The sequence below is a fragment of the Achromobacter dolens genome, assembly GCF_902859745.1.
Lineage (GTDB): Bacteria > Pseudomonadota > Gammaproteobacteria > Burkholderiales > Burkholderiaceae_B > Achromobacter > Achromobacter dolens.
On record NZ_CADIJW010000007.1, the window covers coordinates 79,685 to 92,447 of the forward strand.

At 71.3% G+C, this 12,763-nt stretch carries 11 protein-coding genes; 6 read left to right on the forward strand and 5 right to left on the reverse strand.

All coding sequences use genetic code 11. From position 1 onward, the window contains the following. Positions 1 to 297 precede the first annotated feature (297 nt). Complete coding sequence (locus HV783_RS08335) at positions 298 to 4,317, forward strand: bifunctional nitrate reductase/sulfite reductase flavoprotein subunit alpha (protein WP_175188963.1); 4,020 nt, start codon at positions 298 to 300, stop codon at positions 4,315 to 4,317. Positions 4,318 to 4,386: 69 nt separating this feature from the next. Here HV783_RS08335 and HV783_RS08340 read toward each other — a convergent pair whose 3' ends face one another. The 4 genes from HV783_RS08340 to dkgB all read right to left on the reverse strand — a co-directional run bounded on the left by HV783_RS08340 (position 4,387) and on the right by dkgB (position 8,257). Continuing rightward, complete coding sequence (locus HV783_RS08340; RefSeq protein ID WP_116793665.1) at positions 4,387 to 5,436, reverse strand: NADP(H)-dependent aldo-keto reductase; 1,050 nt, start codon at positions 5,434 to 5,436, stop codon at positions 4,387 to 4,389. A gap of 122 nt (positions 5,437 to 5,558) precedes the next feature. Then, positions 5,559 to 6,449: an NAD-dependent epimerase/dehydratase family protein gene (locus HV783_RS08345; protein WP_144655428.1), complete on the reverse strand. Its 891-nt coding sequence runs from the start codon at positions 6,447 to 6,449 to the stop codon at positions 5,559 to 5,561. A 36-nt stretch (positions 6,450 to 6,485) separates the two neighbouring features. After that, complete coding sequence (locus HV783_RS08350) at positions 6,486 to 7,445, reverse strand: TIGR03571 family LLM class oxidoreductase (RefSeq protein WP_175188964.1); 960 nt, start codon at positions 7,443 to 7,445, stop codon at positions 6,486 to 6,488. Positions 7,446 to 7,453: 8 nt separating this feature from the next. Next, entirely contained in the window at positions 7,454 to 8,257 is an 804-nt protein-coding gene (dkgB, locus tag HV783_RS08355) for a 2,5-didehydrogluconate reductase DkgB (protein WP_175188965.1), read from the reverse strand. Between the two features lie 100 nt (positions 8,258 to 8,357). Between dkgB and HV783_RS08360 the strand changes: the two genes are divergently transcribed. From HV783_RS08360 to HV783_RS08375, 4 genes are all read left to right on the forward strand, one after another. Continuing rightward, positions 8,358 to 9,260 carry a LysR family transcriptional regulator gene (locus HV783_RS08360; protein ID WP_064527736.1) on the forward strand — a complete coding sequence of 301 codons (903 nt, stop codon included), beginning with the start codon at positions 8,358 to 8,360 and terminating at the stop codon, positions 9,258 to 9,260. Between the two features lie 74 nt (positions 9,261 to 9,334). Then, positions 9,335 to 9,694, forward strand: coding sequence for a translation initiation factor Sui1 (locus HV783_RS08365; protein WP_054428740.1), 360 nt, complete (start codon positions 9,335 to 9,337; stop codon positions 9,692 to 9,694). Between the two features lie 5 nt (positions 9,695 to 9,699). Further along, positions 9,700 to 10,050, forward strand: coding sequence for a DOPA 4,5-dioxygenase family protein (locus tag HV783_RS08370; protein WP_064527734.1), 351 nt, complete (start codon positions 9,700 to 9,702; stop codon positions 10,048 to 10,050). Between the two features lie 61 nt (positions 10,051 to 10,111). Continuing rightward, complete coding sequence (locus tag HV783_RS08375; protein WP_175188966.1) at positions 10,112 to 10,582, forward strand: GNAT family N-acetyltransferase; 471 nt, start codon at positions 10,112 to 10,114, stop codon at positions 10,580 to 10,582. A 12-nt stretch (positions 10,583 to 10,594) separates the two neighbouring features. On the opposite strand, the gene HV783_RS08380 is transcribed toward HV783_RS08375, so the two are convergent. Continuing rightward, the gene (locus HV783_RS08380; protein ID WP_175188994.1) at positions 10,595 to 11,428 is read right to left on the reverse strand and encodes an AraC family transcriptional regulator; all 834 of its coding nucleotides are present in this window, start codon (positions 11,426 to 11,428) and stop codon (positions 10,595 to 10,597) included. Positions 11,429 to 11,518: 90 nt separating this feature from the next. Here HV783_RS08380 and HV783_RS29345 point away from each other — a divergent pair, with 90 nt between their 5' ends. Beyond that, entirely contained in the window at positions 11,519 to 12,715 is a 1,197-nt protein-coding gene (locus HV783_RS29345; RefSeq protein WP_217484227.1) for an FAD-dependent oxidoreductase, read from the forward strand. Positions 12,716 to 12,763 lie beyond the last annotated feature (48 nt).

A 12,763-nucleotide genomic window follows, 5' to 3' on the forward strand; every position in this document is an offset into this window, starting at 1 on the left:
GGCCCGGTATGGCAGACAAAGCAATAAGCGTGCCATCGCGCTGGCGCCCGCGCGGCGGCGCGCCGGCGCGTCCACCGCGCACCCAAACGGTTCGAAGGCGCACCAATGCGGTGCGGCCGCGCACCACCGCGCGCGCCGCCTGTCGGCGCGGGGCGAGGTCCGACGGCGGCGGCCGACTGGCATGGAACTTGCATCGACAGGACATCGACCCGGCCACGCCGGGAACCAGGGCAATGGCGCCCTGCCCGCCCGGCTACTGGCCGCGCAGGCAGGGCGCCTTCTTTTTTGGAGCCGAGCATGAACGGCAACGCGCGCACCGTGGACACCGTCTGCCCCTACTGTGGCGTGGGCTGCGGCATGACCCTGCATGTGGAGCGCGAGCAGGTGGTGAAGATCACCGGCAACCGCGAGCATCCCAGCAACTTCGGCCGCCTCTGCACCAAGGGTTCCTCGGCCCACCTCGCCCTGCGCCAGTCCGGCCGGCTGGAGCACGCCTACGCGCGCGACCGGCGCGGCCAGGACCTGGCGCCAAGGCCGATGGCGCAGGCCCTGCGCGAGACCGCCCGCCGGCTGCGTGCCGTCATCGATGCGCACGGGCCGGACGCGGTGTCGCTGTACGTGTCCGGACAGATGTCGATCGAGGCCCAGTACCTGGCCAACAAGCTGGCCAAAGGCTTCATCGGCACCAACAACATCGAGTCGAATTCGCGGCTGTGCATGGCCAGCGCCGGCAGCGGCTACAAGTTGTCGCTGGGCGCCGACGGCCCGCCCGGCTCGTACCAGGACATCGACCGCGCCGACCTGTTCCTGGTGATCGGCGCCAACATGGCCGACTGCCATCCGATCCTGTACCTGCGCATGATGGATAGGGTCAGGGCCGGCGCCCGTTTGATCGTGGTCGATCCGCGCCGCACCACTACCGCCGAGAAGGCGCACCTGCACCTGAAGATCAAGCCTGGCACCGACCTGGCGCTGCTCAATGGCCTGCTGCATCTGCTGCATGAGGCCGGCAAGACCGACGCGGCCTTCATCGCCGCGCACACCGACGGCTGGGAGGCGATGCCGGACTTCCTGCGCGACTACGCGCCCGAGCGCGTCGAGGCGCTGACCGGCATCGCCGCCGCGCAACTGCGCCAGGCCGCCGACTGGATCGGCGCGGCGCCGGAATGGATGAGCTGCTGGACCATGGGGTTGAACCAGAGCACCCATGGCACCTGGAACACCAACGCGCTGTGCAATCTGCACCTGGCCACCGGCCGCATCTGCCGGCCGGGCAGCGGGCCGTTTTCGCTGACCGGCCAGCCCAATGCCATGGGCGGGCGCGAGATGGGCTACATGGGTCCCGGCCTGCCGGGCCAGCGCAGTGTGCTGTCGGCCGCCGACCGCGCCTTTGTCGAGGCGCGCTGGGGCGTGCCCGCCGGCACGCTGCATGCGCGGCTGGGGCAAGGCACCATCGACCTGTTCCAGCGCATGGCGGCGGGCGAGATCAAGGCCTGCTGGATCATCTGCACCAATCCGGTGGCCAGCGTCGCCAACCGCGCCAACGTGCTGGCCGGGCTGCGCGCCGCGGAACTGGTGATCGCGCAGGACGCCTACCTGGACACCGAGACCAATCGCCATGCCGACATCCTCCTGCCCGGCGCGCTGTGGGCCGAGGCCGAAGGCGTGATGATCAATTCCGAGCGCACCATGACGCTGATGCCGCGCGCCGTGCCGCCGCCCGGCGACGCGCTGCCCGACTGGCGCATCATCGCCGCCGTGGCCGGCGAGATGGGCTACGGCCACGCGTTCCAGTACGCCAGCGCGGCCGAGGTGTTCGACGAGATCGCCGGCTTTTCCAACCCCGCCACCGGCTACGACCTGCGCGGCGCCAGCCATGCGCGATTGCGCGAGACGCCGCTGCAATGGCCCTGTGCGCGCGCCGACGGTCCGGACTGCAATCCGATCCGCTATCTCAACGATGGCGTCAGCCAGCCGTGGCGCGAAGAGGAGGACGGCGCGCGGCCTCGCCTGACGTTCGCCACCGCCAATGGCCGCGCGCAATTCCACGCGCGGCCGCATGTCGATCCGGCCGAGCTGCCCGACGCCGACTATCCCATGGTGCTCAACACCGGACGCCTGCAGCACCAATGGCATACGCTGACCAAGACCGGCAAGGTGCCGATGCTGAACAAGCTCAATCCCGCGCCGTTCGTGGAGATCCATCCCGATGACGCGACTGCGCTCGGCATCGCCGCCGGCGACAGCGTCGAGATCCGTTCGCGGCGCGGGCGCGCGGTGCTGCCCGCCGTCGTCACCGACCGTGTCCGGCCCGGCAACTGTTTCGCCCCCATGCACTGGAACGACGTGTATGGCGAGGCGCTGTGCATCAACGCGGTCACCAGCGACGCCATCGATCCATTGTCGCAGCAGCCTGAACTGAAGTTCTGCGCGGTGGCGCTGTGCCGCGTGTCAGCGCCTGCCGACAGGACGACGGCCGCCGAACCACCCGCCGTGTCGGCAGGCCAAGCCGCGCCGGCCGAGGCCATGGCCGCGCCGCTGGGGCTGACCGCCGACACCGGCGAAGCCGCCGTCCGCATCATCGGCCCGCGCCCGCGCGTGACGCTGCTGTGGGCCTCGCAGACCGGCAATGCCGAATCGCTGGTGGAACGCAGCGCCGTCGCGCTGGCCGCCGCCGGTTTCGCGCTGCGCACCGCCTGCATGGCGGACTGCGCGGTCGACACCCTCGCGCGCGCCCAGTACCTGTTGCTGATCACCAGCACCTTCGGCGACGGCGAGGCGCCGGACAACGGCCAGGACCTGTGGCGCGCGCTGTCCGCCGCCGACGCGCCGCAACTGGCGTCGCTGCACCACGCGGTGCTGGCCCTGGGCGACAGCAACTACGAGGCCTTTTGCGGCCACGGTCGCCGGCTCGACCGGCGGCTGGCGCAATTGGGCGCGCGGCCCTTGCTGGCGCGGGTCGATTGCGACACGGACTTCGAGGCGCCGGCCCAGGCCTGGCTGGAAAGCGCCATCGCCGCCATCCACGCCGCCGAGGCCGAACGACACGGCCATCCAGCGGGCGGCCTGATGCCGGATGACATCGCCGCGGCCCTCATGGCCGAGGCCTCGCCGGCCCAGGCGGCGCGACTCGCGCCCGCCATCGTGCCGACCATTGCGCCGCCGACGCCCGCCGACTCGCCGCCCGGCATGCGTCGCGCGCCGCCCTCCCGCAAGAGCCCGGCGCGCGCGCGCCTGGTGGGCAACCAGCGCCTGAACGCCCACGGCGACAAGGACACCCGCGCGCTGGCGCTGGACACCTCGGGCTCGGGGCTGGCCTACCAGGCCGGCGACGCGCTGGGCGTGTGGCCGGTGAACTGTCCCGAGCTGGTGGAGGAGCTCCTGGCGCAGACGGGCCTGTCGGGCGACGCCGTGGCCAGCGTGCCGGGCGTCGGCGACATGCCGCTGGCCCAAGCGCTGTCCGCGCATTACGAAATCGCGCGCCCCGCGCCCGCCACGCTGGCGCTGATCGCGGAACACAGCCGCGACCCGGGGCTGCGGCAATTGCTGGCCGAGGAGCGCCGGGCCGACCTGCGCCAATGGCTATGGGGCAAGCAACTGGCCGACGTGCTGCACGCGTACCCAGTCAGGCTGCCGGCGCAGGCGTGGCTGGGCGCGCTCAAGCGCTTGCAACCGCGGCTGTACTCCATCGCGTCCAGCCCCAAGGCGCACCCCGGCGAGGTCCACCTGACGGTGTCCGCCGTGCGCTATGACAACGGCCGGCGCCAGCGCAAGGGCGTCTCGTCGACCTTCCTGGCCGACCGCGCGGGCGCCGCCGACGTGCCGGTCTTCGTGCAGGAGGCCAGCCACTTCCGGCCGCCACGGCAGGGCGACACGCCGATGATCATGGTCGGCCCCGGCACCGGCGTGGCGCCGTTCCGCGCCTTCCTGCAGGAACGGCGGGCGCGCGGCGATGGCGGCCGCAACTGGTTGTTTTTCGGCGAGCGGCACGCGGCCAGCGATTTCTACTATCGCGACGAATTGCAGGCGCTGCGCGATGACGGCCTGCTGACACGGCTGGACCTGGCGTTCTCGCGCGACCAGGCGGCCAAGGTCTACGTGCAGGACCGCATGCGCGAGCACGGCGCGCAGCTCTGGGCGTGGCTGCAGGAGGGCGCGCATTTCTATGTCTGCGGCGATGCCGAGCGCATGGCCAAGGACGTGGACGCCATGCTCCGGCAGGTGGTGGCGGAACATGGCGGCCTGGACGCCGACGCGGCGGCAGCCTATGTGGCGCGGATGACGGCCGACAAGCGCTACCTGCGCGACGTGTATTGAGAAACAGGGGCCGGGCCGTCCGGTTGGGCGGCCCGGGCCGCGCCTGCGCGCAGGCGCGGCGGGCGGGGATCAGGGCGCCGGGTTGGGATGGCGCACGTGGATCTGGTCGATGGCCTGCAGCAACTCGGACGACAGTTCGACGTCGACGCTGTCGATGTTCTCCTTCAATTGCTGCAGGTTGGTCGCGCCGATCAGGTTGCTGGTGACGAACGGGCGCTGGTTGACCCAGGCCAGCGCCAGGTGCGTCGGCGAGATGGCGTGCTGGCGCGCCAGTTCGACGTACGCGCGGGTGGCGGCCTCGGCCTGCGGATTGCTGTAGCGCGTGAAGCGCGTGTACAGCGTCAGGCGCGCATTGGCGGGACGGGCGCCGTCCAGGTACTTGCCGCAGAGCATGCCCATGGCCAGCGGCGAATAGGCCAGCAGGCCCACGCCTTCGTGGTGGCTGAATTCGGACAGGCCGATCTCGTAGACGCGGTTGAGCAGGCTGTAGGCGTTCTGGATCGAGGCGATGCGCGGCAGGCCGAGATTGTCGGAGGCCTTCAGGAACTGCGACACGCCCCACGGCGTTTCGTTGGAGACGCCCACGTGGCGCACCTTGCCGGCGCGAACGAAGTCCTGCAGCACCGACAGGGTTTCCTCGATCGGCACGGTGTGGTCGTCCTTGACCCACGGATACGACAACTGGCCGAAGGTGGCGGTGGTGCGGTCGGGCCAGTGCAACTGGTACAGGTCCAGGTAGTCCGTCTGCAGGCGCTTGAGGCTGGCGTCCAGCGCCTCGGTCAGGTTCTTGCGGTCCAGGAAGGTCTTGCCGTCGCGAATGTGGCCGGGACGCTTGGGATCGCGCACCGGGCCGGCCACCTTGCTGGCCAGCACGATGTCCTGGCGGCGCTTGCTGCGCGCCAGCCAGGTGCCGATGTAGGTTTCGGTCAGGCCCTGGGTTTCGGGCTTGGGCGGCACCGGGTACATTTCGGCCACGTCGACCAGGTTGACGCCGCGCTCGAGCGCGTAGTCCAGTTGCTGGTGGGCCTCGGCTTCGGTGTTCTGCTCGCCCCAGGTCATGGTGCCCAGGCCGATGAGGCTGACGTCCAGGTCGGTACGGCCGAGTTTGCGGTATTTCAAGTTCTGCTCCGTGCGGAATCTCTGAAGGGAACGATTACCTTACCGCAACTCGGTTGGCGTTTTGCTGACGAAGCGGCGCCGTTGGCCCACCCTGTGGACGCCGCCCCCCGCCGCCGCCCGCGTCAGGCGATGGCCTGGCGCACCCAGGCGATCACGTCGCCATGGACCGGCGCCCAGCCCAGCTCGCGGCGCGCCTTGCCCGCCCGCACCCGGCTGTTGGAACCGAGCGCGTAGGCGCCCAGGTCCTTGCCCCAGTAGGCCACCGCCTGCGCCGGATCCCAGGCCTGGGCCGGCCCCAATCCCAGCGTCTGGCCGATGGCGCCAACCAGGTCGACGAAGGCCGCCTCGCCGTTCTCGACGAAATAGAAACTGCCGGCCGGCGCCTTGTCCAGAGCCAGCCGGTACAGCGCCGCCACGTCGGCGACGTGCACGTTGGACCAGCGGTTCAGGCCGCGGCCGACGTGGCGCGCGACGCCGCTTTCGCGGGCCTGCGCCACCAGCGGCGGAATCTGCACGCTTTCGGCGCGCGGCCCCTCGGTCGAACCGTAGATCAGGCTGTGGCACAGCACCACGCCGCGCACGCCAGGCGCGCTGGCCAGGATCAGGTCATTGATGGCGATGCGCGCGGCCTTGCCCGGCACCGGCGCCACCGGCGTGGTCTCGTCGAACACAGCGTCGGACGGCTCGCCCAGCGCGTCGTCGGCCACCAGGCTGCTGCCACTGGTGTGGATGAACACCTTGCCGCTGCCGGCCAGCGCGCCCAGCAAGGCCTCGACGGCGCCACGGTGGTCGCTGTCAGCCGCGTTGATGACGGCGTCGGCGGCGCGCGCCTCGGCCGCCAGCAGCGCCGCGTCGTCCAATGTGCCCAGCACCGGTTCGATGCCGAAACCGCGCAGCTCGGCGGCGCGCTCGGGGTTGCGGATCAGGCCGCGGACCTCATGGCCGGCCTTGACCATCGAGGTAGCGACCGCGCCGCCGATGAATCCGCTGGCGCCGGTGATGAATAGCTTCATGGTGCTTGCTCCTTGTGTTGATAGGCCGCGAAAGGCTCAGGCGGCCGTGGTTCCCGCTTGCGGGGCCGGCACGCCGCCGCCATGGAACTGCGGCAGCACGTGCTCGGCGATCTCGTGCAGCGTGTCGGCCAGGGGCCGCTGGTTGCGCCGCAGGTGCAGGCCGATGTGCTGCACGCCCGCGGAGCGCAGGGCATGAAGTTCCCGCGCCAGCGCGTGGCGGCCCGCCTGCGCGCCGAAGCGAAAGCGCCGCAGCGGCGCGTCCGGGTCCTCGGCCAGGTCCAGGTGGATGAAACTGGCATAGGGTTTGCCGCCGGCCACCTGGCGCCAGGCGGCGCTGCGCCGCGCATGGTCGTCGGGCGCGCCGGGATAGGCCAGGCAGGCATCCATGTGCGCACCGATCCAGGCCGGCGTCTGCTGCGCCAGGCCCGCCACCAGCAGCGGCGGCGCCGGCGCCCGCGGCAGCACCTCCAGGCCATCGGGCAGGCTGCCGAGGGCGCCTTGGCGCAGCAGCGCCACCTGTTCGCGGAAAGCGGCGCCGCGATTGGGAAAATCGCGGCCGAACAGCGGATACTCCACCGGCCGATCGCCGCTGGCCACGCCCAGCAGCAGGCGGTTGCCGCTCAGCCGCTGCACGCTGGCGGCGGACTTGAGCGTCAGCAGCGGCTCGCGCAGCGGCAGCACCACCGCGGCGGTGCCCAGCAGGATGTCGCGCGTGACGCCCGCCAGGTAACCCAGGTAGGTGAAGATCTCGAACACCTGGCCGGCGTCGCCGAAGGCCGGGTCGTACAGCGGCACGTCGCGCACCCACAGGGCGCGAAAGCCGAGCCGGTCGGCCAGCACGGCCAGGTCGGCGTGGCGTTGCAGGTCCGGCTCGCCGGGCAGGCGACCGGCCTGGCGCCGCGCCTGCTCGCCGGCGGCGGTCCAGTCGTTGTCCAGGGGCGCTTCCAGGCCGATGCTGAAGCCGCCCGCGGTCAGGCTCGAAAGCGCGTTGTCCATGGCGCGCCTCAGTCCCAGGCCGCAGCCAGGCCTTCCGGGCTGACTTCGCGGCCGTTGCGTTCCAGCGCGGCGATCTGCGCCATGTCGGCGTCGGTCAGGCGCAGGTCGCGGGCCAGCAGGTTGCTCGCCAGGTTCTCGCGCCTGGTGGACGACGGGATCACGGCGAAGCCGCGCTGCAGCGCCCAGGCCAGCGCCACCTGCGCCGGCGTGGCGTTGTGGCGCTGCGCGATCTGGCCGATCACCGGGTCCTTGAGCACCTTGCCGTAGGCCAGCGTCATGTACGACGTGACGTGGATGCCCTGCTGATTCAGGAAGTCCGCCAGCTTGCGGTTCTGCAGATACGGGCTGAGCTCGATCTGATTGGTGGCGATGGCGTCCTTGCCGACGGCGGCGATGGCTTCGCGCGTCTCGGCGATGGGGAAGTTGGAGATGCCGATCTGGCGCGTCAGGCCCTGTTCGCGAGCGTCCATCAGGCCGGCCATCATCTCGGCGATGGCGACGCCGTTGCCCGGCGCGGGCCAGTGGATCAGCGTCAGGTCGACGTAGTCGGTGCGCAGCTTGGCCAGGCTGTCCTTCAGGCTGGGCACCAGCTTGGCGCGGCCATAGTTCGGCACCCAGATCTTGGTGGTCAGGAACAGGTCGGCGCGGGCGATGCCGCTGGCCTCGATGGCCTGGCCCACTTCGGCTTCGTTTTCATAGATCTGGGCGGTGTCGACGGCGCGGTAGCCGACGTCCAGCGCGTTGCGCACGGAATCGATGACGACCTGGCCCTGCAGGCGGAAGGTGCCGACGCCAAAAGACGGAATGCTCATGTAAAACTCCCGGTAGGTGTTGGAATGCACCCAGTGTGCCCGCGCGATCCTTGCGGAATAAGCCCTGTATCGGCGAAAGACTTTTGATATAACGTCAAATATGAAAACAACCCTCGACGAAATGCAGGTCTTTATCGCCATCGTGGACTGCGGTTCGATCACCGCCGCCGCCGATGCGCTGCAGCAGACCATTTCCGCCACCAGCCGCACCATGACGCGGCTGGAGGAAAAGCTGCAGACCACGCTGATGCGCCGCACCACCCGGCGGCTGGAACTGACCGAGGAAGGCAGCGCCTACCTGGAGCAGGCCCGCAAGATCATCGCCGCGGTCGAAGAGACCGAGGAACAGATGCGCGCGCGCCGCAACCAGCCGGCCGGGCGGCTGCGGGTCGACGCCGCCTCGCCCTTCATGCTGCACGTCATCGTTCCGCTGGTGCCGGGCTATCGCAAGCGCTATCCCAAGGTCGAGCTGGAACTGAACAGCAACGAGGGCAACATCGACCTGCTGGAACGCCGCACCGACCTGGCGCTGCGCATCGGCAGCCTGAAGGATTCGTCGCTGCACGCGGTGCCGATCGGCCGCAGCCGCGTGCGGGTGCTGGCCAGCCCCGGCTACCTGGCGGCGCACGGCACGCCCAAGCGGGTAGCCGATCTGCGCGAGCACACCCTGCTCGGCTTCTCGCAACTGGAATCGCTGAACGAATGGCCGCTGGAGGACGCCGACGGCCAACCGCTGCACATCCAGCCGTCGATCCGCTCGTTCAGCGGCGAAACGCTGCGGCAACTGGCGCTGAACGACGCCGGCATCGTCTGCCTTTCCGACTTCATGACGCGCGCCGACCGCCAGTCCGGCGCGCTGCGCCAGCTTTTCCCGCGCCAGACGCTGGACGTGCGCCAGCCGGTCAATGCGGTCTATTACCGCAACACCGCGATCTCCTCGCGCATCAAGTCCTTCATCGACTACCTGGTCGAATCGCTGGGGCCTCGCGGCTTCGAGGAGTGAGCGCCACCCACGCCGGGCTCGCGGCGGCGGCTCCGGCATAATGGCTGCCTGAACCGCAACCTCACGCATTACCCATGAAAAGCAGCTCCCCAGGCGGACTCGTCTACTCCACCGACGGCGGCCGGATGTGTCCGCAATGCCGCCGCCCGCTCGCCGATTGCCAGTGCAAGGCAGCGGCCCGGCCCGTGCCGGCGCCCGGCGGCGTGCGCGTCTCGCGCGAAACCAAGGGCCGCGGCGGCAAGGCCGTGACCGTGGTCAAGGGCCTGCCGCTGGACGACGACGCCCTGGCCGCGCTGGGCAAGCAGTTGCGTACCGCCTGCGGCTCCGGCGGCACCGTCAAGGACGGCGTCATCGAGGTGCAGGGCGATCACTGCGACCGCATCCTGGCCGCGCTCGACAAACTCGGCCATCGCGCCAAGCGCGCCGGAGGTTGACCCTCATGATCCTGGACCCCGCCATCGTCGATAGCTGGCACGCCCACGTCTACTTCAACGCCGACAGCCGCGACGCGGCCTGGGCGCTGCGCGAACAGGCGCTGGACGCCTTCGGCGACAGCATCCAGATGGGCCGCTTCCACGAGCGCCCGGTCGGCCCGCACCCGCAATGGAGCTACCAGCTCGCCTTCGCGCCAGCCGCGTTGCCGCGCGTGCTCACCTGGCTGACGCTCAACCATGGCGCGCTGGACGTGTTCCTGCATCCGAACACCGGCGAGTCGCTGCGCGACCACCGCGACTGCGCGGTGTGGATCGGCCGCAGCCACACGCTGAACCTGGCGGCGCTCGGCGGTTGAACGCCGCGCCAGCCTTGCGCGGCGCGCCGGCCGCGCCCGCTTCCGTGAGACTGCACCCGACATGAACCTGCACTACCGCCCAGCCCATCCCGACGACGCCGCCGCCTGCATCGACCTGCGCGGCCGCACCCGCGAGAACGCCTTCTCCGCCGAAGACCTGCGCGCGCTCGGCATCACCTATGAAAGCTGGAGCGGCGGCATCCGCGACGGCTCGCTGCCCGGCGTGGTGGCGCTGGCGGACGGCGAGCTGGCCGGCTACTGCTTCGGCGATCGCGACAGCGGCGAGATCGTGGTGCTGGCGCTGCTGCCGGCCTACGAGGGCCGCGGCATCGGCAGCGAGCTGCTGGGCAAGGTCATGCGGACGCTGCGCGGGCTCGGCCATGAGCGCCTGTTCCTGAGTTGCGCGGCCGATCCCCGAGTGCGGTCCCACGGCTTCTACCGGCGCCTGGGCTGGACCCCCACGGGCGAGATCGACGCGGCCGGTGATGAAGTGCTGGCCTACCGATTCGACCCGGACGCGTCGGCGGCGTAGCGCGCACGCGGTTCAATCCGCGTCAGGCAAGTCGCCCTGGGGCGTCCGCAGGTACCGCCCCGGCGTCATGCCGAAGGCGCGCTTGAACATGGCGATGAAATTGCCGGGCGTGGCATAGCCCAGCGCGTCGGCCACCTGCGCCACCGGCTTGCCCGCGCTCAGGCGCTCCAGCGCATGGATCAGGCGCAGTTGCTGGCGCCACTGCGCGAAGCCCAATCCCGTTTCCTCGCGGAAAAGGCGCTGCGCGGTGCGCGGCGCCAGCCCGGCCTGCGCGGCCAGAATTTCCAGCGGCCGATTGTCGGCCGGGTTTTCCGCCAGGACTTGCGCCAGTCGGGCCAGCCGGCGGTCGCGCGGCCACGGCAGGTGCAAACGCTCGCGCGGCGCCGCCCCGATCTCGTCGAGCAGCACGGCCGCGAAGCGCGCGCGCGCCGGGTCCAGCGCCAGCTTGTCCGGCCAATCGGCCGCGCGCAGCACCATGGCGCGCAACACCCCGTCCACCCCCAGCACGCACGGCGCCGCCGGCAACGCCGCGGCGGCCTGCGGATGCACCAGCGCCACCCAGCCGCTGGCCGCCCCGGCCACGCTGACCCGATGCCGCAGCCCCGGCGGGATCCAGCCCGCGCGCTGCGGCGGCAGCAGCCACGAGCCGGCCTCGGTGCGCACCCGCATCGCGCCGCTGTCCACCCCGAACAACTGCCCGCGGGCATGGGCATGCCAATCGTATTCGCGCGAGCCCAGGCGGAATTCGCTGCCGGGCGCGTCGGCGCCATGGAACACGCACACGGCCGGGCCGTCGAGCAATTCGCTGTAGTCGGGCGCGGGGGCAGCGGTCTGGCGGGTTCGCATCATTTGTTGGCGCGCCGGCATTACCGGCGCGGGCGCGCTTGCGCGCAAGCTGTGGGGGTGCCGGCAACGCCGGCTTGCTTCGAGGACATTATGCAGAATCTCCACGTTTCCATCATCGGCGCCGGCCTGGGCGGCCTGAGCCTGGCGCAGGGGCTGGCGCGCGCCGGCATCGACTTCGACGTCTACGAGCGCGACGCGCGCACCGACAGCCGGGTGCAGGGCTACCGCCTGCGCATCGACGCCACTGGCCAGGCGGCGCTGGCGCACTGCCTGCCGCCGGACCTGTACGCCCTGTTCCAGCAAAGCTGCTCGACCCACGACCGCCCCGGCGCCATGCTCGACGCGCAACTGCGGCCGCTGCCGCAACGCGCCTCGGCCACGTGGCGCCTGGACGACGCCGACACCCCGCCCGACCGCTCGGCGCACCGGCAGACGCTGCGCGAAATCCTGCTGGCCGGCCTGGACGGGCGCGTGCATTTCGGCCACGGCTGCGCGGGCATGGATGACAGCGGCCCGCGCCTGGAAGGCATCCGCGCGCGGCCCGGCACGCTGGTGGTGGCCGCCGACGGCGTGCACTCGGCGCTGCGGCGCCAGCACCTGCCGCAAGCGGCGCCCGAGGACAGCGGCACGGTGACGATCTTCGGCATGGCGCCGGCCGGCTGCCTCACGCCCGATGGCCTGCCGCCGGCCCTGCGCGACGGCGCCGGCGTGGTGTTCGGCGCCGGCTACGCGCTGGTGCTGGACGCCATGAAACTGGCGGCGCTGCCGTCCCTGGCGCAACGCCTCGCGCCAGCTTGCACGCTGACGGCCGTGCCCGGCTACCAGTACTGGGCCATCATCGGCGAGCGCCGCGCGGTGCTGGGCGCGGACGACGCCGCGATCAGCGCGAGCCAGCGGGACGGCACCGCGACGGGCGCGCGCTGGCAGCAAGCCGCGCAGCGCCTGCTGGCGCCGGTGCATCCCGCGCTGGCCGCCATGGTGGCCGCCGGAGATCCGCGCGGCATCGCGCTCAAGACCGTCTACCAGGCGCCGCCCCTGCCGCGATGGACGCAAGCCGGGCTGACGTTCCTGGGCGACGCGGTGCATGCGATGAGCCCGGCAGGCGGCCTGGGCGCCAACACCGCCCTGGCCGATGCGCAATCGCTGGCGACGCGGCTGGCGCAGGTGTGCAAAGGCCTGCCGCTGGGGCAGGCCTTGCAAGACTATGAAGCGGATCTGCGCGCTCGCGGCGACCGGGCCGTCCAGCAATCGGCCGAGGCCGCCGCCCGCGTCACCGGCAGGGGCTAGGGCCTGCTCGCGCGAGAAGCAACGCCGCGCAGGCCCGCAACCCCGCCA

Excerpts from the sequence above, each read along its gene's own strand:
- dkgB (WP_175188965.1), bottom strand. The coding sequence starts at position 8,257 with ATGAGCATTCCGTCTTTTGGCGTCGGCACCTTCCGCCTGCAGGGCCAG.
- HV783_RS08350 (WP_175188964.1), bottom strand. The coding sequence starts at position 7,445 with ATGGACAACGCGCTTTCGAGCCTGACCGCGGGCGGCTTCAGCATCGGC.
- HV783_RS08380 (WP_175188994.1), bottom strand. The coding sequence starts at position 11,428 with ATGCGAACCCGCCAGACCGCTGCCCCCGCGCCCGACTACAGCGAATTG.
- HV783_RS08345 (WP_144655428.1), bottom strand. The coding sequence starts at position 6,449 with ATGAAGCTATTCATCACCGGCGCCAGCGGATTCATCGGCGGCGCGGTC.
- HV783_RS08360 (WP_064527736.1), top strand. The coding sequence starts at position 8,358 with ATGAAAACAACCCTCGACGAAATGCAGGTCTTTATCGCCATCGTGGAC.
- HV783_RS08335 (WP_175188963.1), top strand. The coding sequence starts at position 298 with ATGAACGGCAACGCGCGCACCGTGGACACCGTCTGCCCCTACTGTGGC.
- HV783_RS29345 (WP_217484227.1), top strand. The coding sequence starts at position 11,519 with ATGCAGAATCTCCACGTTTCCATCATCGGCGCCGGCCTGGGCGGCCTG.
- HV783_RS08365 (WP_054428740.1), top strand. The coding sequence starts at position 9,335 with ATGAAAAGCAGCTCCCCAGGCGGACTCGTCTACTCCACCGACGGCGGC.
- HV783_RS08375 (WP_175188966.1), top strand. The coding sequence starts at position 10,112 with ATGAACCTGCACTACCGCCCAGCCCATCCCGACGACGCCGCCGCCTGC.
- HV783_RS08370 (WP_064527734.1), top strand. The coding sequence starts at position 9,700 with ATGATCCTGGACCCCGCCATCGTCGATAGCTGGCACGCCCACGTCTAC.